The sequence below is a fragment of the Anabaena sp. FACHB-1391 genome, assembly GCF_014696755.1.
Classification (GTDB): Bacteria; Cyanobacteriota; Cyanobacteriia; order Cyanobacteriales; family Nostocaceae; genus Dolichospermum; species Dolichospermum planctonicum.
Genome location: NZ_JACJQS010000015.1, coordinates 1 through 21,471, shown reverse-complemented (window position 1 = coordinate 21,471; position 21,471 = coordinate 1). Strand labels below are relative to the sequence as shown.

The following is a 21,471-nucleotide window of genomic DNA, read 5'->3' as shown; positions in this document are numbered from 1 at the left end:
ACAAAGAGTTTTTAATCTGTTATCATAGAGTAGACGAGGAAGAACTATCTTCTGATAATTTCAAAAATCTACAGCAAAGAAGCCTAAGCAGATTTTATCAATAATTATTTTAAAAAAAATAGTTGAGAAAGTCAAGCCCGAAAATGAACTTTTTTCGTCGAGTTATTGAGAATATTCTCAAGATTATTGAGAATAGAGGGGCAATTATTCAACTTGACCTTTTTTTGTCAAATTCCCATTTAAAAAACTTATAGTTAATTAACTATATGATTGGAAAATCTTTTAGTTTAGCTGTGAGTCCTGAAAATCCGACAAAAATGATCTCAGACTTTTGCAAATGCACAACCTAGAACTTTAATATAAGTTAGACAAGAAATTAAAGGATAGATAATGCGTGTTTTTGTACTAATTTTTAACGCTGGTACGGATAATGAGGGCATTCACAGCGTTCGGATTACCAATGGCCAAGGGTTAGAAGGTAATCAAATCCTCATGTTTGAATCAGAAGATGATGCTACTCGCTATGCTTTAATGTTGGAAGCTCAAGACTTCGCTGTACCGACAGTGGAAATGATGGATGCTGCTGATGTTCAGGAATTTTGCGAAAGTGCCGGCTATGATTGGGAAATCATTCCCGAAAATAGTGAATTAGTAATTCCACCAGAAATGAACGTGGAAGAAACTGACTGGCAAGCTGAAGCCGAAATAGAGGATACTGGGAAGGATTTTCTTTCCGCTGGTCCATCTGTCCCGGAAATTGCTAATCCTAATTTAGACAGCATTCGTCGTCAATTAGAAGGGCTATTATAATTTGTCATGGGTCATTAGTCATGATCAGTAAATGACAACTGACTATTGATTTGTTACCACTGACCAAGAATATAGACTACACAAAATGACAAATTTCCAGGAACGCGGCCATCTACTCACAGAACAAGTTAATCCTCATAGTCTCAATCTAGACCAACTCAATTCCCTGGAATTGGTGGAGTTATTTAATCATGAAGACCAAAAAGCAGTAGCAGCAGTAGCAGAGGCTAAAGTTGAATTAGCAGCAGCTATTGATTTGACAGCGGACAGGTTACGTCAAGGGGGACGTTTATTTTACGTGGGTGCAGGGACAAGTGGCAGATTAGGAGTATTAGATGCTGCTGAATGTCCACCTACTTTCTGCACTCCGGCCGAGTTGGTACAGGGAATTATTGCCGGTGGTGCTGGTGCATTGGTTCGCAGTTCTGAGGATTTAGAAGATCGATCTGAAGATGGGGAAAGTGCCATTTCTCAACGACAAATTACCCAACTAGATGTGGTCGTCGGCATTACTGCCGGAGGAACAACACCTTTTGTTCACGGTGCTATTAATGCTGCTCGTCAACGCGGAGCTAAAACTATTTTTATAGCTTGTGTCCCCGCTGAACAAGTCACTATTGAAGTTGATATTGATATCCGTTTGTTAACAGGTCCAGAAATTTTGGCTGGTTCTACTCGTTTGAAAGCGGGAACTGTAACAAAATTGGCTTTAAATACTCTCTCCACTGGGGTAATGGTCAAACTCGGTAAGGTCTATGGTAATCGCATGGTTGATGTCGCTGTGACTAATCAAAAGTTACGCGATCGCGCTTTACGGATTCTACAAGACTTGACGGGATTAAGTCGAGAAGCGGCGGGTTTCTTACTGGAACGCAGCGGTAAATGGGTGAAGTTGTCCTTATTAATGCACTGGACGGGTTTAGATCAGGAAGCGGGTAAGGAACTACTAGCTGCACATTTGGGTAATCTCCGTCAGGCTGTAACTAGTTATAATCAAGATCATAATTCGGGTGTTGGTAAATGAAAGTGTGAATTTCACTTCACCTATATCTTTACCTATATCTAGGGTGTTTTAGCTGTCTTCGTAACGCAGCACTCCAGGCACAGAGGACGCACAGAGGAAGAGTGTTTATATGTTAGATTTGCGTCAAAATAGTGAAAGTTGACCTTCTTTTTTTAGTTTCCAACTGTTTTCTCCCATGCGTTCTCCTATGTCTTCTAACACACTCAAAATGGTTTGATCTTCTGGGGTAGTTCCATTTTTTAAAAGTGGTAATAAATGCAAAACTATTTGATCAAAGTTGGGATTTTTCTTTTCTCTTTCCATTCTGCGTAAGTAACTCATTAAGTAGTATTTAATTCTCAATTTTACATCTATATGTGATTTGAATTTTGCATCTTTTTTGAGAGTAAATAGTTCTGTTTTTTCATCATAGTCAAAATTACCTAATAAAATTGGTGTTAAATCAGAATATTCTTTTTTTAATAAGTCTAAAAAACCTAATTCTAAACCTTTAATAATTAGTTCATCGTTAATTTGTTCTAGAGTTGCACCATCATTTTTAGCTATAATTCCTTCAATAGTTTGAATGACAATTTCTGCAATATCCATTCCTAAGTTAGCTTTCATAATAGCTTTAGGACTGCGAACTTTACGAAAATTAATGATTAATTGTCCTGATAAAACTGTAAAAGGGTTTTGTCTCTTTTTAAAGCTTGTTTGGCCATTTTTTTGTGGTACTGCACCAATATATTCAAAACCGCAACTTTCCGCAGTATCAATAATTAAATGCCAAAATTCAGGATCTTTATGAGCAAATACAAATGATAACCACCGGTCAAATTTTAACACTCGATACATTTCTTTGATGCTTTCAGCTATTAATTGGTTATATTCATCTTTAGTTTTTTGATGTTCTCCTCCCTCAATTGCTTCTTGTTGATAGTCTGCTTCTGTTACTTCTAAATCTAACCAAGCATTCCACATTACAGATAAATCTAAATAGGGAATTTTCTTACCATAGGGAGGATCTGTATATATATAGTCTACACTTTCTTTGGGAATAAAACTTAAATTTGTGGCTGAACCTTTAATAATTTGTCCATAAGAAATAGTTTTTTCGTTAATAAAATATTCCATCTCTTTTTTTGCTGCAACTACTTTTTTAAATCGCATTTCAAAATAAGTTAAGATATCTATATCTACTGGTGAAGGAGCAATTCGATAACGATAATATCTAAAAGCAGAAGAATCTCCTCCTCCATCAGTGCGAACAGATGAAGAATGATAAGTTAAATTTACTTTTGTCAAAAGTCCAGAAAACATTAGCATTAATGAATTTCTAATATTTTTGTTTCTCTCTTTTTTAATAATTGACTTTAATAAACCTAACTGTGCTAATTGTTTATCACTAAATAACTGTTCTACAGTTTCCACGTCTGAACCTTTAGGTAATTGTAAACCTTGAGGATAGGGATATTTTATTAATGCTTTTTGAATATCAGGTTCCGTTTGAGGTTCTTTGTTTTCATATTCCGTTTTTACTCTTGCAAAAGCTACTGAAAGTTCATCAAAATCTACAGGAGCAATTAAAGAATTAACAAGAAATACAGCCATAGGATTAATATCTGTACTAATGGCTTTTCTATTATTCATTAAAGCTTCAATAGCTGTCACTCCACTACCACCAAAAGGATCAAGAATTAAATCTCCAGGTTGACTAAAGTTTTTAATATATTCAGCGACTACATTCCACGCTTGTTTAGTAAAATATCCATGAACTCCAAAATGTCTTTTAGCAGATTGTTTTTTAACTAAAATTTCTTCCAATAAAGGACGAGTATTATAATCGAAACTAACTTGAGGTTTAGCTGTAGCTATGGTAGTTTCATAATTAAAGTTTTTACCAGATTGAAAACTATTAGGTGATAAATATTGAGTTAATTTTTCCCAATGATATTCAATTTCATCCAGGTTAAAAAATAAAATAGGTATATTAGTTGCGGTGGTTTTAAATATAGAAAACTCTACACCATTACAAAGAGCAAAATAATTACTCCTAATTTCCGGGTGGGTAGCATAACTATAAACCTGTTCTATATGATCACCCTCTTTAATATTCTCATTTGGTGCTTTTGCGTCAAGTACCCAAGCAAAATTATTTTCTACCTTCAAAACATAATCAGGAACAAGATTTATAGGGCGTTTTTTACTACCAATCTTTAAAAAAGGATGTTGTAATGTTTTACTACGAATTATATTGATTTCTGTATACCCAAGTGCTTTTAAAATAGGCAGAATAATTACTTCTCTAACGCTATCTTCTTTGAAATCTGGATTTTGTTTTAGTGTCTGCAAGTTTAAATTTCCAAAAAGATTTTTCATTTTTACCCCTGATCAAATTTTTAGATTAGATGTGAGATTAGATGATTTTTCAGGCTATCTTTGAAGTTTATTATGGTAGATTCCCCTATTATAACACCTTAATAAAATAAAACCAAATCATACATAAAACTTAATTATTCAACAATTAAATTCAAATAAATTCAAAGTCCGACACTAATTTTTGAACAACAAAATCCCCGACTTTTAAAAATTAAATAAAAATCAAATAAAAATCAAATAAAAATCAAATAAAAATCAAATAAAAATCAAATAAAAATCAAATAGGAGTTTTATATATAGGTTAAGAGTTTTGATAAGAGAGACATCTTCATAAACATCAGTAAGTAGGGTAACGCAAAAAAACCGACATAAGTAACGAAAAGTAAAGTTGCCCAAAACCTGTTCCCTGTTCCCTGTTCCCTGTCCCCAGTTAAGAGTTCCCTTGTCATAACGACAATTTTTAACGCCAACCTACTTAATAGTTTAATTGTAATTGCTGTTATTTTTTAGGTGTTGCTTCACCAAATTTAATGACAAGGGAAATTGATATACTCACTATCAAAATCAATGTCATACTTAAAGCTGAACCAAAACCCCAATTTTGAGTAGCACCAAGAAACTGATTATAAACTAATCTGGCCGCTGTCATGCTGGAAGCACCTCCTAATAATTCGGGGTCAATAAAATCCCCTAATGCAGTAATAAAAACTAGCAATGAACCAGCCGCAATACCCGGTAAAACTTGAGGTACGGTCACTTTTAAAAAAGTTTGGATGGAATTTGCACCTAAATCAGCAGCAGCTTCTAATAGTCTTTTATCTAATTTTTCTAAGGAAGCATACAAAATTAATACCATGTAGGGTAATAGGCTGTAACTCATACCAATTAGTACGGCTAAATTACTATTGAGAATATCTAAAATTGGTAAACCAATACTGGTTAACAAACTATTTAATAATCCGCTGGGACGCAAAATAGTAATCCATGCGTAAGAACGTAATAAAGAAGAAGTCCATAAAGGTAATACAAAAGCTAATACTAACAAATTCTGCCAGCGATGTGGTACTATTACAGCAATCCAATAAGCAACGGGAAAACCTAGCATTAAGGTGATAATAGTAGTACCAAAGGCAAAAAAAAGTGAGTTGAATATCACCTTTAAATAAATCGGTGCAAAAATGTGAATATAATTACTAATACCACTGGGATTTACTAAATCACCCGGACGAATATCTGGGACTAAGCTTAACTCAAAAATGATTAATGTTGGCAAAAGTAATAATATTAATAACCAAATACCAGATGGTGCTAGTAATGTCAAGGGAGGTAGCCAATTTTTCCAGGCTGTTTGCAATTTGTCTGTTTTTTTCAGGTTGTTAGTAGATTCCATTTGAGTATGAGGATTTGGTGATTTTGGATGAGGATTACCCCACAAGGGTTATATATTTAATATTTAATATTTAAAATTGCCATTTCTCTGTATTTTGGTTTTGTGCTGTAACTGACCGATAAATCTAACCACAGAGGCACAGAGAACACAGAGGTAAGAGGTAAGGAGATGATGTTTGACTTTATCATTAATTTTTTTATGTTAGTTATGTTAGTAATTGTGTCCAATATCTATCATAGATTTCTTCAAATTTTTCCAAGGGGGTAATCCGTTCACATTTTGCTAAAATTGATTCGGGAGGAAATAAATTGCTGTTCTGTTGAATTTTCTGTGGTAATTGCTCAAATGCTGCTCTATTAGGGGTAGAAATATATAATCTTTGGGCAATTTTGGCGGCTATGTCTGGTTGTAAAATTAAGTTGATCCAAGCATAAGCACCAGCTAGATTAGGGTTGGATTTAGGAATGACAATGGTATCTGTCCATAATGAAGAACCACTACGCGGAATGACAAATTTTAGTTTGGGGTTTTCTTTAGAAATTCTCACCGCGTCCGCAGAATAACACATCGCAATTAATAAGTCTCCCGCTAGGATTTTATTTTGCCAAGCATCTGTATCAAAAGCAGCAATGGCAGGTTTGAGTAATTTTAATTTTTGATATGCTTGTTTTATTTCATTTTCATTTTGTGAATTATAGGAGTATCCTAACATTCTCAAGCTTGCACCTATCACTTCCCGGACATCGTTGAGTAAGGTAATCCGTTTATTTAATTTATCTCGATTTTGCCACAGATATTCCCAATCTTCGGGAGGATTTGAGAGTTTTTCCGAGTTGTATAATAACCCTGTTGTTCCCCAATTAAAGGGAATACTATAACGGTTTTTGGGGTCATAAATGGGATTATTAAATTGTGGAAATAAGTTATCTAGTCCGATTAATCGCTGATGATCTATTTCTGCTAATAATCCTTTTTCTGCCATTTTCTGTACCATAAAATCTGATGGATAGATAATACTATAAGTACCACTTCCCCCAGCTTGCAATTTCGCTAACATGACATCATTCGATTCATATACATCTGCTATTACTTTCATCCCTGTTTGTCTGGTAAAGGTTGTTAGTAATTCTTTATCTGTATATTGTGTCCATGTGTAAATATATAGTTTATCACTTTGATTAGGGTTAATATCTTTTGAGCCTACATTGGCTAGTCTCCAACCACAACTACCTAAAGATAAGGTGGAAAAAACTGCGATTTTTTTGAGAAGTTTACGTCTGTTAATCATTGGGGGAAATTGAGTGTTGATAATTGATTCATAAGATATTATGCTATGCTAGGAATAATTGACCACAGATAAATATGGATGATTCCTATTTCTGCGGCTCAAATTAAAGTTTGTTATTTTCACTAATAGCTAAACAGTCAGCTTTTTCCCACCAAGTATAAATGGTTGTATTCCTTTCTAGTAAGTTAGTGAATGTATTCCGTTGTAAAACATTAATGTTCATACCGTTGATTAATTCTATGGTATAATTAACATGAGTACCTGAATACATGACATTAATTAACCTTCCCGCAAAGCAGTTTATGGGTATATTGGGTGGATATAGGGAAAGTTGGATTTTTTCGGGACGGACGCTAACTACTACATTTTGGGATTTTTCCAGGGGTGTTTGTTCGCAGCGATTCACAATCATCGTTAATCCGGTTTTAGTGGTAATTTTCACACATTCTGCGTCTATTTCGGCAATTTTACCACTAAATAAATTAGTATCACCGATGAAATCAGCTACAAAAACTGTTTGGGGACTTTCGTAAATTTGACTGGGAGTACCAATTTGTTCTATTCTGCCTTGATTCATCACGGCAATACGGTTAGATAGAGATAGCGCCTCTTCTTGATCATGTGTCACCATGATAAAGGTTAATCCTAACTCTTGGTGAAGATTGGATAGTTCAACCTGCATCTGTTTACGAAGTTTTAAGTCTAATGCTCCCAAGGGTTCATCTAATAGGACCACTGCGGGACGATTAACTAAAGCCCTTGCTAATGCTACCCGTTGTTGTTGACCACCGGAGAGTTGATGAGGAACACGCGATCGCAAGCTTTCCATTTTTACAAGTTTTAAAGCTTCCGTGACGCGACTATTAATTTCTGATTTGGATACTTTTTTTAATCGCAGTCCAAAAGCAATATTTTCCCACACATTTAAATGATTAAATAAAGCATAACTTTGAAATACTGTATTCACAGGTCGTTGATAAGGAGGAATATCGGTCATTAATTGACCCTGAATCAATAGTTTACCAGCATCAATTCTTTCAAATCCAGCAATTAAGCGCAGTGTAGTTGTCTTTCCACAACCAGATGGACCTAAAATACTAAAAAACTCTCCTTTTTTAACATTCAAATCTACACCCTGTACTGCGGGTTCTTGGTTAAAAAACTTAAATACGTTGCATAATTCAACATCAAGTGTCTGTGAGGATTTTAAATCCCTTTGATTTTTGATCGCAGTTTCAGCCATAATATCCAGTCCAATGTCCTAATCTCATATTTAATATGATTGTCAATTGTTAATTTTTCCCTGTTTAACCCAAAATTTCTTTTGGTCCTATGGCTATTTTACCACCATTGCTTAGTAGTCAAAAAAATACGCGCACAGTTGGACGTGGTGTCCAATCTACATTTATAATTTTATTCACATTATTAATGTTATCTGGTATTGGCGCTCGATTGGTCTATTTACAAATTGTACAAGGAGGGAAACATCGTCAACGCGCAGAATCTAACCGGGTGCGGATTATTCCTAAACAACCAGAAAGGGGTAATATTTTTGACAGAAATGGCAAATTATTAGCCAGCACTCGTTATCCTCGGTCTGTATATTTATGGCCTATGGCACATAAAAAATCCTCCTGGTCTGTCGTCGGTCCACGTCTAGCGCAAATTCTGGAAATTCCCCAAGCAGAGATTGAGAAAACTCTTCAAGAATCTGCTGTTAATCCCTCTTCACTGATTCGTATTGCTCGCAACTTAAATGAAGCCCAAGTTACAGCATTAAGAGAGTATGAAAATGAACTCCCAGGTGTGGAAATAAATACAGAAGCTGTTCGTTATTATCCCTATGGTAAGGAGTTAGCTCATGTACTTGGATACACCAGGGAAATTACGGCGGAACAGTTGGAAAAGAAGAAAGCCCAAGGCTACCGATTGGGTGATGTCATGGGTCAAATGGGTATAGAAAAGGCTTATGAAAAATTGTTAAGAGGTGAGTGGGGAGGTCAGCAAATAGAAGTAGATGGTAGCGGTAGACCCCTCCGAGTATTGGGAACTAAACAAGCAAAATCTGGTAATGATCTACATTTGACCATAGATTTAGAGACGCAAATAGCCGCAGAAAAGGCTTTAGGTAATCGAAATGGGGCAATAGTAGCAATTGACCCTAAAAATGGTGCTATATTAGCAATGGTGTCTCATCCCGGTTTTGACCCGAATATTTTTTCTAAACAAAAACTTTCCCAAAAAGATTGGGAAAGTCTCCAAGGTTCGGAACATCCTTTAGTTAATCGTGCTATTAGCGCCTTTCCTCCCGCTAGTACCTTTAAAATTGTCACCACCACAGCGGCGCTAGAATCGGGACAATTTTCTCCAGATACAGTATTACAAACCTATGGTTCTTTAACTATTGGTGGGACTAGATTTGGTGAATGGAATCATGCTGGTTTTGGACCATTGGGTTTTGTGGGAGCGCTACAGTGGAGTAGTGATACCTTCTTTTATCAAATTGGGAAGCGGGTTGGCGGACCGACATTGATTTCATGGACTCGTAAATATGGATTTGGTCAAAAAACTGGTTTTGAATTTACTACAGAGGAAGCTAAAGGTTTAGTTCCCGATGAGAATTGGAAACAGAAGGTATGGAAAAGAGATTGGACTGTGGGTGATACTATAAATATGTCCATTGGCCAAGGGGCTTTACAAACTACACCTTTACAAGTCGCTGTCATGTTTGCTGTACCTGCTAATGGTGGTTATCGTGTCCAACCCCATTTACTCAAAGATCATGAAGAAGCTAAAAGTTGGAGAGAATCATTAAATCTCAAACCCACAACCGTCAAGGTTTTGCGTGCGGGATTACGGAAAGTAGTTAGCGAAGGCACAGGTAAGGTATTAAATACTCCGACTCTTCCCCCAGTAGCGGGTAAAAGTGGAACTGCGGAAGCTTGGAGACGAGGAGTTAAAGAAAATCACGCTTGGTTTGGGGCTTATGCACCCGCTGATAAACCAGAAATTTTAGTGGTGGCTTTTGCTGAACATTCCGGTGGTGGTGGTGGTAGTGTAGCAGCACCTATGATTTTAGCAGTAATGGAAAAACATTTTGCTCGCAAGTAGGTAAACCACCTTTACTTTGAAAACCATAGTTTTTGGGAATTACAAAGGAAATTAAAATTTACCAGTTTAAATTTACCAGTTTAAATTTACCAGTTTAAACCCCTCTATGCCAGCGTGTTCCTTCTTTGCTATCTATTAAGGTAACGCCTTTTCTTAATAGTTGCTCACGAATTTGATCAGATTCTGCAAAGTTTTTGGCTTTTCTTGCTACCTGTCTTTTTTGAATTAACTCCTCAATATCAACATCATTTATACCATGATTAACGGGATTTTCTACTTCTGCTTGGGCGGTTAAACCTAAAACATCTGCTAATCTAATTAGAGTTTGCCATTTTTGCAGTAATTCATTGGCAGGTGTTTCTGTTTTTCCTTGATGTATAATAATATTTCCTTCCCGATTTAGTTCTTTGGCTAATTCAAAAACTATTGCTAAACCACCAGGGAAATTAAAATCATCATTCACTGCTGCTTTAAATCTCTCAACCTCCGCATTTTGGATTTGAGATTTCAGATTTTGGATCAGGTTAGATTCATCCCACTCTAATTTTTTACCATGTTGATAACCGAAAAGTAAACCTTCTTTGAGCGTATGCCAGCCATTGGTTGCTGCTAATATGCCATCATCGGTAAAATCTATGGGTTTGCGGTATTGTGCCATTAAGACAAATAATCTTACCGCCATTGGATCTATGCCACGATCTAATAATTGCCGAATTGTGATAAAATTACCCAAGGATTTGGACATTTTTTCACCGTCCACCTTGACCATACCATTGTGTAACCAATAATTGGCTAAAGGTTTGCCAGTCACAGCTTCTGATTGAGCAATTTCGTTTTCATGATGGGGGAAAATTAAATCAGCACCACCAGCATGAATATCTATTGTATCACCCAAGCGATCGCGCACCATGGCAGAACATTCTATATGCCATCCTGGGCGGCCTTTTCCCCAGGGAGACTCCCACGCAGGTTCACCGGTTTTTGCAGCCTTCCACAGGGCAAAATCAAAGGGGTATTTCTTCTTTTGATATTCCGCGTCTTCGATATTTACCCGTTCACTAGCACCCGCTTGCATATCCTCTAATTTGCGTCCTGAAAGTTTGCCATATTCGCTAAAATTCTGTACCGCATAATAGACATCACCGTCAGCGGGATAAGCAAAACCTTTATGTTCTAAATCGTGAATTAATCGCACAATCCCATTCATTGTATGTGTAGCGCGGGGATATTCGTCAGCTTCTTTAATTCCTAACCGCGACATATCCTCAAAATATGCCTGAATGTAGCGTTCTGCGACGATTTCCATGGAGGAATTTTCTTCTCTAGCCCGTTTGAGAATTTTATCATCAATATCCGTAAAATTTTGGATGTAATACACATCATAGCCGATAAACTTCAGGTATGAACGTACTATATCCCAGATAATAGACGTTCTAGCATGACCCAAATGGCAGTAATCATAAACTGTCACACCGCAGCAATACATTTTCACTTTTCCAGGTTCGACGGTGGTAAATTGCTCTTGACGACGGGTGAGAGTATTGTAAATAGATAGGGTCATAATAGAGGAATAAGGCATCTGACGATTAATAATGATAACGCAAGTTGATGACAATGGTGTCATCCCAGATTAAGATCAAGCTGCATGGAGTAAGTTTATGGATAAATTTTGTTATAGTTGAAGGTCTTAGTAGCTAATAACTAACTATTAACTATTAACTATTATTAGTAATACTTGCTAATCTTGTCAACAACTGGAGGTAAAGTATGATTCAAGCATTACCCAAAACTAAATCAGTCACTTTTGAGGAATTTGTGGAATGGAAACCAGAAGGAAAGTATTATGAATTACATCATGGAGTAATTATTGAAATGAATCAACCATCAGGCAAGCATGAAGGGATTATCATTTTTTTGAATAGAAAAATAAACTCAGAATCTACACGTTTAGACTTACCCTATGGTATAGCAAAAACTGTTGTAGTTAAACCACCTGAAAATCAGTCTGCTTACTCACCAGATGTTTTACTTGTAAATCCCAATAATTTAATCAATGAACCATTATGGGAAAAAGAATCTACCCTTATCCAAGGTGCATCAATTCCCTTAGTGATTGAAGTTGTGAGTACAAATTGGCGTGTTGATTATTTAACAAAAGTCAAAGATTATGAAGAAATTGGTATTCCTGAATATTGGATTGTTGATTATTTAGCATTAGGAGGAACTCCCTATATCGGAAATCCTAAACAACCAACTATTTCTATCTATGATTTAATTAATGGGGAATATCAAGTGAGTCAATTTAGAGAAAATCAAACTATAGTTTCACGTACTTTCCCCGAATTAACCTTAACTGCTAACCAAATTTTTCAAGCTGGTATGTAAATATGTTATCGTCATGCAGAATCGCCAAAATCAAGATAAAATTAAAAACACATTAAAAACACACCAAAATCCTACTTTCTGACCATGCAAACAATAGTTAATTCCGACTCTCACGCAATGGAACTTACTAAAAAAGGTTTACCAGTAACCATTATTACCGGATTTCTCGGTAGCGGTAAGACTACTTTACTTAACCATATTCTCACAAATCAGCAAGGTGTGAAAACTGCTGTTTTAGTCAATGAATTTGGGGAAATTGGTATTGATAATGAATTAATTATTTCCACTGATGAAAACATGGTGGAATTGAGTAATGGCTGCATTTGTTGTACCATTAATAATGACTTAGTTGATGCTGTTTACAAGGTTTTAGAACGGGAAGAAAAGCTAGATTATCTAGTTGTCGAAACCACTGGTTTAGCTGATCCTTTACCAGTAGCTATGACATTTCTGGGTGCAGAATTACGAGATCTAACCCGATTAGATTCTATCATTACTGTAGTTGATGCCGCTAATTATAGCTTAGATTTATTCAATTCTGAAGCTGCTTTAAGTCAAATTACTTATGGTGATGTCATTATTCTCAATAAGACAGATTTAGTTGATGAAACCACTCTACAGGAATTGGAGAAAAAAATCAATAATATTAAGGAAGGAGCGCGGATTATTCGGACTACAAAATCTCAAGTTCCACTTCCTTTAATTCTCAGTGTTGGTTTGTTTGAATCTGATAAATACTTTGATTCCCACACAGAAGAACATCATGATCATCATGATCATCATGATCATCATGATCATTCTAATTGTGGTCACGAACATCACGATGATCATGATCATTCTACCTGTGGACATGAACATCATGATCATGAACATCATGATCATTCTAACCATTTAGAAAATGACGGTTTTACCTCTATTTCCTTCCAAAGTGATAAACCCTTTGCTATTAGAAAATTTCAATATTTCCTAGATAATCAATTACCTACAAATGTCTTCCGTGCTAAAGGTATTATGTGGTTTGAAGAAAGTCCTCAACGTCATATTTTCCATCTTTGTGGTAAACGCTTTACTATTGATGATGATCAATGGAAGAATGAAAATAAAAAGCAAAATCAGTTAGTGCTAATTGGTCAAAATCTAGATAGTGAAACCTTACTCCAGCAACTAGAAAATTGTATTTGTTTTCCTTCTACCAGCAAAGGTAAAGGATTTGGAAAGTAATCATTAGGAAATATTTTGTAGGTTGGGTTAAGCAACAGCGTAACCCAACAAATTTAATCCCAATTTAATCCCAATTTAATCCCAATTTAATCCCAATTAAAAAACCAGAAATTATCCCAGAAATTATCATTTAACATCCTGAAAATAAACCTAATGAACAAATAATCCGCGCTTCCTGCTGTACATCTTCAGGATGAATAATACACAAAGAATTATTATCACGTAAAGAGACAATCATTGCCGCTAATTGTTCATCTGTAATTCCACTTTTCAACTGACGATTAATTTTAATCACTGTGGTTTCTTTTAAAGGATAAAGATAGATTTCCTCAACAGCTTTTTTCAAATTTTGCCAATCTTCTCCTAATGGAAATAAGGGTGTTTCCGTTCTTTTAATATAAGCATCTAATTTATAATAGGTGCGATATCTTGCACTTTTAGGACTTCCCAATTGTCCTCCCGTTGAGTTTTGCTGTTCTAAGATTAAATCAGCCCCTTGAGAGACAATTTCATGGTGTTGGGGATGTCTTTTTAAGGGGGGTGTATCCCAGTTACATCTAGCAACTCTTAATATTCTCATTTGCGATTGAGTAACGCTTTTACCTTCCTTATTTATCCACGCTAAAGCATCCGTACCTTCAGCAGTTCGCAAATACATTAATACCCCTTGAGGATCTAAATTTGTACCTTCATATTCGCGGGTAGAATAAATAACATTAGGAAGACTTTTGATAATTTGTTCTAAACTAGGATCAGCATCTATAGCATTTTTCCAAATTTGAAAAGCTTCCGATGTTAAATCAACTTCTCCATCATCCTCTTTATCAAAGATACCCGATTTCTCATGATAAAGATCAAGTATTTCCTGATCAGAAAGACTATCTTCAAAAAATGCTTCATCTGTTCCCACCACATTCGCATTTTGTTGTAATCTTTCACTTAATCTCCCTCGTAAATTAATTAATTCCTCTACTCCCTCCGCAGGTAAAAACGAATAACAGAGAATTTCTGAGGCTTTTTGGCCAATTCTATCTACTCTACCAATTCTTTGAATTAAGCGAATAATTGCCCAAGGTAGGTCATAATTAATAATTATCCGACAATCCTGTAAATTTTGACCTTCACTTAAAACATCGGTAGCAATTAAAATTCTAATTTGTTGTTCCTGGGGAATATTTTGTTTATTACTTTCTGGACTAAAACGATAAGCTAATGCTGTGGGATCATTTATTTTTCCTGTCACTAATGCGGTTTGAGTGATATTGGTTTTTTCTAAACACTCCTGTAAATAACGCGCTGTATCTGCAAATTGGGTAAATATCAATATCTTCTCATTTTCATGAGTTTCCGTGATTAATTTTTGCAAAGTTTGTAATTTTTGATCTTCTTGATAATTCCATTCTCCACAATTATGTAATAACTTCAATAATGATAAAGCATCTTCCCGGAGATGTTTTTTTAATTCAGATTTGAACAATCGAGAATCTAACCATTTAAACCGTTTTTGGTACTTATTTTGATACAGTTCATAAATAGCCTTTGCTTGACGTTTATATTCTGCTTCTTTACTTGTTAAACTGGCAAAATTCACCTCATCATTATGATCATCATTTTCTGCATGATCATCATCAGCTATTTCAAAATCTAAATTGGTAGAATTAATATTATCAGCATCTTCATCATTATTGGTAGTATCTAAAAACTCTGCATCTTGTGTACCAATAGGAATATCTAATTTATTTTCTAAAGCATGAAGATATACATAATTCCGTAAAATATGACGTTCTAAAGATTCTAAAAAAGCATTACCACTACTTTCTAATCTTTTAAACAAATTCGTGCGACAAAAACCCATTAACCTTCTACCACCACGGGATAAACTATTTAATATCTGTTGTTGTGCTGCTGTGGGTGGTTGTTTATATTTATCTAAAGTGTAATTTCCTAAACCATAACGGGGTAATGATAAAGAATTAATAATTTCTACTACCTCACCAGAGTATAATTTTCCATAGTTATCATCATTATTAATCGTAAATTTAGCAGTTTTCGGGATACGGGTAGGAAAATAAGAACGAGTACCATTAGGAAATTGTAAATATTTACGTTCATTTATAGGGTCTGTATCAGCATAATTATTTTTAATGAAACTGCGGGTTCTTCTAATCATATAACGATTCATTAATAATTGCCAATCTTCAAAATATTCGCTTTTTTCAAATGCTGCTAAAGTGCTAATATTAGTTTGGGGAAATTTACGTTGAAAGTCTCTTTTTTCACCTAATTCATTGATTAAATTTTCTGGTTTAATACCTAAATCTTTATCTTCGGGAACGAATAACCGTAACTGTGCAGATAAGTCAAAATAGCTTTTATTATAGGGAGTTGCGGAAAGTAAAATACAACGACTTCCGTTTTTTTCTATATATTCTTTAATAGCTGCGTAACGTTGTCCTTCTCTATTTCTTAAATTATGACTTTCATCTATTAATATTAAACGATAATTATGAAAATCATTATTTAGTATTTTAGTGACTTGACTAATAGAAACTACTGTACCTGTTAATCTATATTGTCTCCTATAATTTTCCCACATGGAAACGAGATTTTTTGGACAAATAATCAAGGTACTAATTCCAAGTTCCTCTTCAATAATTTTCGCTATCGCAGTTCCGACTAAGGTTTTTCCTAATCCTACCACATCACCAATCAAAACACCACCACGACGGTTAACATAATGGGCAGCAATTTGTACTGCTGCTGCTTGAAAGGGGAATAATTGAAAATCATAAGGTATAGTATATTGACTTAAACCATCTCGCGCTTCTTGAGAGAGATGATAGGCCATTTTCAGATAAACATAATAGGGAGAAATTAACTTTTCCGTTGCCCAACTTTCATCTATAATTTCTGCCAATTCATCAGAAATATCTATACAAAATCTGTCTTCCCAACGTTCATTAAACCAGGTTTGTAATTTATTAGTTGCATCATTATCTAGGATATCAACATTTAATTCTCCTTGGGTTGATAAACCAGAAAAAGTTAAATTACTACTTCCTAAAAAAGCGATCGCTTTTAAATTATGATGGCTTTGAGGCATTAAATAAAGTTTAGCATGAAGAGGATGACGTAAATATAATTTAACTATTACTTTTTTAGAGTTTAATTGTGATTTCAGTCTTTTTAAACCCAATTCATCATCATTATTTGGTTTTCCGATCATTAATTGTTGACTAAATTCCTGGACTATGCGTTTTCTCAGGTTAATTGCGTCACCCTGGGATATGGGTTTAGGAGATATTCCTAAACCTAACATTTGGTTAAGTTCGTCTTTGGGTAATTTCTGCATTCCAATTAATAAGCGACAACAGTTATTTTCTCCTCCGGTAAATTGTTCTATTTCTTCCTGGATTAATTTCCATCCTCGTAAGTTGAAATAACCTACACAAAAATCTGCCCTATGGGCATCTTTGAGGCTTTCTTTGAGTTGGGGTAGTAGTTTTTCGTTGATATTATCAAAAATGTGTGGCATAGTTTTTATTAATTACCAATATTTAAAATGTCCTCAAAATACAATCTAAGACTACGAGACATAGATAACCTCTGTTTCCACCACATTTCTAATTTGAGGCTTTAACATCTTCTTGCTAACTACATCTACTGAACAGCCTAAACTATCCTCCAGAAAAAATTTTAAATCCATATAGCAGTCAAATGTCACTTTTCCTTCAAATTCAACTAATAAATCAACATCACTTTTAGCTGTCGCTTCATCTCTCGCTACCGAACCAAATAACCCCAAAGATTTTACACCATAACCTCTAATCTCCGTCGCATGATCTTTTAAAAAAGTGATTATTTTTTCTCGTTTCATTTTTTTAACTCCTTAAACATTTTTTATTTGTCAAAATTTAGTGATCCATTATGATGATCCTACCGAACCTGTAGCTTTAGAAGATTGGGAATGTTTACAATCATCTTACTTGATACACACTCTTCTGTGAGCCAATTTGGTTCATTCACTTAGCCAATTCCTTGAGTGCATGACAAAATTTTTGGCTACCTTCGCGGTAAATTGTCATTGCTTTCTCAAATTCTGGGTTATAAGCACTGAGTTGAAGTTCATGTTCGGTTTCTGTTACAAATACGGTATCTCCTTCGGAAAGATTGAGTTTTTCTAAAAATTCTTTAGAAAATGTTACCCCGACTGAATTACCAATTTTGCGTAATTTTAAAGTTTCTATCATGATTATTTCTAGGATGTAGTTACGAGTGTAGTTACTATTTTATTTTAACAGGATTTACGCAGTCTGAGGCACTATAGAATTTATCATTGATTGACACAATTAAAAAAACCAGTAACAGATATTTGTTTTTATTTATGAATTGTCGGGGTAATTCATGAATTACCCCTAGGTTGAGGTTATTTAACCATTTCCTGATAAGCATTTACTATACAATTTATCATTGATTGACACAATTAAAATATAAGTTAGGGATCTAATATAGGAATATTACCTTCATTAAGCCAATTCATCATTAAGTAAGGATGAACTATTTGAAAATTATGAGATGGTGATCTATAAATACCATGTCTTTCTGGTAAAATAATCTCAACATCTTTGGCTAAAAAATCTTGAAAGTTTGCTGTAACTAATATTGTTGTTCTACCTGCTAAAGCTGTTTCTAAAACGTGCTGATCTTCTCCATCTGATATAGGAATAATTCCTGTTCCTCCTAATGTTAATTGAGGATTAAGTTGAGCATAATTAAGAATAATATTAATATATAAAATAGCATCCTCTGGTAAAACTTGTAATTTGGGTTGAGTTTGTAATACCTGCTGTAAACGATTTAACATTCCCCAAGAGATTACTAATTCAACCTTACCCAAATTACAATTACGATCACGCACAATTTCCACTAAACTTTGACAAGCTGTACCTTTTCTACCTTTAGCGTCAGCTAACAATGCAGCACACCAAATATTTAGATCCAGACAGAGACGTAAAATATTATTCATGTATTATTCATGTATTATTCATGTTTAGTTAATTCAATAGCTGCTTGTAATAAATCATCTTCTGTTTTTAGTGTTTTTAACCATTCACTATCAAATTGTTGAGTAACTTTTTGTGATATAATTTGATATTGCTGATCTAAAAAACTGCGATTAATAGATACAACTTCTTTTTTATTAGTGTCATTTCTATTGATAAATTCTTGAAGTAATTGATAAACTTCATTAAGTTGATCTTCTGGTAATTTATCAATTTCTGCATAAATCAATTCTTTAACAGTCATGGTTTTTACTCCTGTTGCTTGCTAATTGGGATATTATAACACATTATTTATATATTTATATCCCTGTCTTCTATGATTAATTTATCATTGATTGACAATATTAAAACAGAAGTTGGGGATCTTGATCAATGTTTACTATAATATAGTAAAATAGTTGTAGTAATTACAGGTGAGTAAATATGATAGCGCAAGAAATAATGGCAACGATTGATCAAAATGGTAACATTTCTTTAGATCATCCTCTGATAGTTAATAAACCAAGTCGGGTTAAATTAATTGTTTTGTTTATTGAAGATGAATTAGATGAAGATGATGAATCAAAAGAAGCTGTTTTAGAAAGTTTGAAAACCTCATTACAAGAAGCTAAAGCAGGTAAAGTTCATCCAATTTCAGAACTTTGGGAAGGTATTGATGTTGAGTGAAACACCAGTTATCGTTAATTTTACCGATAATTTTCAACAAAAAATACGCAGTTTGTCAAAAAAATATCGCCATATTCGTACTGATATTCAACCAATAATTGAAGAATTACAAAGTGGTAATTTTTTAGGTGATCAAATTGCAGGAACAGGGTATACAGTTTTGAAGGTAAGAGTTCGCAACAGTGACATTCAAAAAGGGAAAAGTAGTGGTTATCGAATTATTTATCAAATTGAATCACCTACAAATGTCCTTTTACTGTTAATTTATTCTAAACTGGAACAAACAGATGTAACAATGGATGAAATTAAGTCAGTTATGGAACTGTTTCAAGCATGATCTTAGTTTTAATCTTAATCCGTTTTTATTATAAATTGTCGGGGTAATTCATGAATTACCCCTACGTTAACGTTATTTAACCATTTCCCGATAAGCATTTAAAGCCGCTGTTTTCACTTCTTCTGCTACTATGGGAAAGGTACTCAATATATGACTAAATTCTGTTTCTGTTAATCCATATAAATGGGCAATTATTCCATCTAATTCCGCGCGGATTTTCCCCCTTTCTCTCTCGTCTGTAATTCCGTTTTCATGACTTGTTAATCCTACTTCTTTCGCTAATTCATCATACTCTGCTGTGGTACAGATTAGTTTGGCTGCACGTTCTACTATTTCTTGAAAAAATGGGTCTTTTTCTGTTAATCTGGGTACGGGTAATTGATAAATGTAGAACATATTAAGGGTAGTTGTCACTTTTTGACGCAACATCCAATCTAAAACAAAGCTATTACATATTCCACATAAAAATAGCATTTCTTGAGTAGATATTTCTGATTTTTTTAAATTAATTGTTGTGCTATTATTGTCGCAAAAAATATTAGGATAAACAATAGTAGTTATTAATGTTCTTTCATTCGTATTACTAGCAATTCTACGATGTACCCAACGGTATTTTTGATAATCTAATGTTTTTTTATCATCAAAATTATCACTTAAAAGTGATTTTCTTGCTTCTTTCTCATCTATCCAATAAGGTGATTTTTCATTAGTTAGTTCAAATTGATTAAACATCTTACCTGCTAATAAAGGGATACTACCTTGCTTGTATTCGATTTTAAACAAGTCCTTATCATTACCTCTATCAAATTCACGAGTTAACTTTAAATTCCACTTATCCTGAATTTCCTCCCCCAACAACGGAAAGCAACTCATTTTTTCCGCAATGAAAATATCTAAATCAGATTTAAACTCCATAACCGAAATAGAATCAGGAGATAACCGTTTAATTAAATCCACAGAAATATGAATACAATCATCATCAGGAAAACTATTTAATTCTCCCACATCATGATGCATAAACCTAGCCGGAAATGATAAAGTTTTATTACCATTTTCAAAAGTCAAAACCACAAACTTAAAACTTTTATGTACCCCTTCAAAAATAGCCTTTTTATTTTCAAAACAGAATAACCCAGTGATCTTAGTTTGGGAAAACAACATTTCCCGTAATTGCTTAGTACCCAAATCAGTATAAATACCGCTAGGAATAACCAAACCACACTCACCATTTTCAGAAAGTAAATTAACACATTGTTCCACAAACAACTTATATAAATTAATATCAGTTCCCTGTTTCTTCCCATTAACCACAGAAATCTGATTAAGATATTGTTCCGCACTTCTAAAATATAAACTCACATGAGGATATTGACTTTGATACCTTAACCAAGCAGTAGCAATTTCAGGATTTGCTAATAACTGCTTTTGTTCCTTCTCAAAAGTCTTAATATCCATCTTATTCTTAGTTACTAAATCACTATATTCCGCAAAAAACTCCTTAGCTTGTGGTTTAAAAATCTCCCAGGGAGGATTACCCAAAATAATATCAAAACCACCCCTAGCAATAATTTGATCAAAATGATAACCCCAATGAAAAGGTTTTAAAGCCTCCATATCCGCAATATTTAAAACCCGTTTAACAGGTTTACCCTTTAACTGCACTTCCTCATATTTAATCTTTAAATTCCCAAATTCATCTAATAACAATTGATTTAACTTAACCAAAGATTCCCGGTTAACATCATTAATATTACGTTTTAATCTTCCTAAACGATCTTCTTGATCAGTTCCTTCAACTTCTCCTATAATAAAAGC

18 protein-coding genes are annotated in these 21,471 nt (G+C 34.3%); 7 read left to right on the top strand and 11 right to left on the bottom strand.

Annotated features, from left to right (window positions below):
• Positions 1–390 precede the first annotated feature (390 nt).
• Positions 391–810, top strand: a complete 420-nt coding sequence (locus H6F62_RS09275) for a DUF3110 domain-containing protein (RefSeq protein ID WP_190371869.1) — start codon at positions 391–393, stop codon at positions 808–810.
• A gap of 85 nt (positions 811–895) precedes the next feature.
• Positions 896–1,834, top strand: coding sequence for an N-acetylmuramic acid 6-phosphate etherase (murQ, locus tag H6F62_RS09270; RefSeq protein WP_137907457.1), 939 nt, complete (start codon positions 896–898; stop codon positions 1,832–1,834).
• A 123-nt stretch (positions 1,835–1,957) separates the two neighbouring features.
• Here the strand turns inward: murQ and H6F62_RS09265 are convergent, their stop codons facing one another.
• The 4 genes from H6F62_RS09265 to H6F62_RS09250 form a co-directional block, all read right to left on the bottom strand.
• Positions 1,958–4,195, bottom strand: a complete 2,238-nt coding sequence (locus tag H6F62_RS09265; protein ID WP_190371868.1) for a DNA methyltransferase — start codon at positions 4,193–4,195, stop codon at positions 1,958–1,960.
• A 499-nt stretch (positions 4,196–4,694) separates the two neighbouring features.
• Positions 4,695–5,585, bottom strand: a complete 891-nt coding sequence (locus H6F62_RS09260; RefSeq protein WP_190371867.1) for an ABC transporter permease — start codon at positions 5,583–5,585, stop codon at positions 4,695–4,697.
• Positions 5,586–5,790: 205 nt separating this feature from the next.
• Entirely contained in the window at positions 5,791–6,873 is a 1,083-nt protein-coding gene (locus tag H6F62_RS09255) for a spermidine/putrescine ABC transporter substrate-binding protein (RefSeq protein WP_190371866.1), read from the bottom strand.
• Between the two features lie 103 nt (positions 6,874–6,976).
• Positions 6,977–8,116: an ABC transporter ATP-binding protein gene (locus H6F62_RS09250; RefSeq protein ID WP_190371865.1), complete on the bottom strand. Its 1,140-nt coding sequence runs from the start codon at positions 8,114–8,116 to the stop codon at positions 6,977–6,979.
• Between the two features lie 89 nt (positions 8,117–8,205).
• Between H6F62_RS09250 and mrdA the strand changes: the two genes are divergently transcribed.
• Positions 8,206–9,984, top strand: a complete 1,779-nt coding sequence (gene mrdA, locus H6F62_RS09245; RefSeq protein WP_190371864.1) for a penicillin-binding protein 2 — start codon at positions 8,206–8,208, stop codon at positions 9,982–9,984.
• 94 nt (positions 9,985–10,078) lie between these two features.
• Here mrdA and cysS read toward each other — a convergent pair whose 3' ends face one another.
• Positions 10,079–11,545, bottom strand: a complete 1,467-nt coding sequence (gene cysS / locus H6F62_RS09240) for a cysteine--tRNA ligase (protein WP_190371863.1) — start codon at positions 11,543–11,545, stop codon at positions 10,079–10,081.
• 206 nt (positions 11,546–11,751) lie between these two features.
• Between cysS and H6F62_RS09235 the strand changes: the two genes are divergently transcribed.
• Together H6F62_RS09235 and H6F62_RS09230 are read left to right on the top strand one after the other, a co-directional pair.
• On the top strand, positions 11,752–12,369 hold the full coding sequence (locus H6F62_RS09235; RefSeq protein ID WP_137907451.1) for a Uma2 family endonuclease: 618 nt from the start codon (positions 11,752–11,754) through the stop codon (positions 12,367–12,369).
• Positions 12,370–12,453: 84 nt separating this feature from the next.
• Positions 12,454–13,590 (top strand): GTP-binding protein, encoded by a 1,137-nt coding sequence (locus H6F62_RS09230; RefSeq protein WP_190371862.1) that lies wholly within the window; start codon positions 12,454–12,456, stop codon positions 13,588–13,590.
• Between the two features lie 130 nt (positions 13,591–13,720).
• On the opposite strand, the gene H6F62_RS09225 is transcribed toward H6F62_RS09230, so the two are convergent.
• The 5 genes from H6F62_RS09225 to H6F62_RS09205 form a co-directional block, all read right to left on the bottom strand.
• A complete protein-coding gene (locus H6F62_RS09225) occupies positions 13,721–17,125 on the bottom strand; it encodes a helicase-related protein (protein WP_190371861.1) in 3,405 nt (1,134 codons plus the stop codon).
• Positions 17,126–17,176: 51 nt separating this feature from the next.
• Entirely contained in the window at positions 17,177–17,467 is a 291-nt protein-coding gene (locus H6F62_RS09220) for a nucleotidyltransferase family protein (protein WP_190371860.1), read from the bottom strand.
• A 145-nt stretch (positions 17,468–17,612) separates the two neighbouring features.
• Complete coding sequence (locus H6F62_RS09215; RefSeq protein ID WP_190371859.1) at positions 17,613–17,840, bottom strand: AbrB/MazE/SpoVT family DNA-binding domain-containing protein; 228 nt, start codon at positions 17,838–17,840, stop codon at positions 17,613–17,615.
• A 245-nt stretch (positions 17,841–18,085) separates the two neighbouring features.
• Positions 18,086–18,616, bottom strand: a complete 531-nt coding sequence (locus H6F62_RS09210) for a PIN domain-containing protein (RefSeq protein WP_190371858.1) — start codon at positions 18,614–18,616, stop codon at positions 18,086–18,088.
• 14 nt (positions 18,617–18,630) lie between these two features.
• Positions 18,631–18,897, bottom strand: coding sequence for a hypothetical protein (locus H6F62_RS09205; protein WP_190371857.1), 267 nt, complete (start codon positions 18,895–18,897; stop codon positions 18,631–18,633).
• A 179-nt stretch (positions 18,898–19,076) separates the two neighbouring features.
• On the opposite strand from H6F62_RS09205, the gene H6F62_RS09200 reads away from it, so the two are divergent.
• Both H6F62_RS09200 and H6F62_RS09195 read left to right on the top strand, forming a co-directional pair.
• Complete coding sequence (locus H6F62_RS09200) at positions 19,077–19,319, top strand: hypothetical protein (RefSeq protein ID WP_190371856.1); 243 nt, start codon at positions 19,077–19,079, stop codon at positions 19,317–19,319.
• Positions 19,309–19,656 (top strand): type II toxin-antitoxin system RelE/ParE family toxin, encoded by a 348-nt coding sequence (locus tag H6F62_RS09195; RefSeq protein WP_190371855.1) that lies wholly within the window; start codon positions 19,309–19,311, stop codon positions 19,654–19,656. The genes H6F62_RS09200 and H6F62_RS09195 overlap by 11 nt, the downstream gene beginning before the upstream one ends.
• 72 nt (positions 19,657–19,728) lie before the next feature.
• On the opposite strand, the gene H6F62_RS09190 is transcribed toward H6F62_RS09195, so the two are convergent.
• Positions 19,729–21,471, bottom strand: a 1,743-nt coding sequence (locus H6F62_RS09190; RefSeq protein WP_190371854.1) for an Eco57I restriction-modification methylase domain-containing protein, incomplete at its 5' end; no start/stop codon positions are given.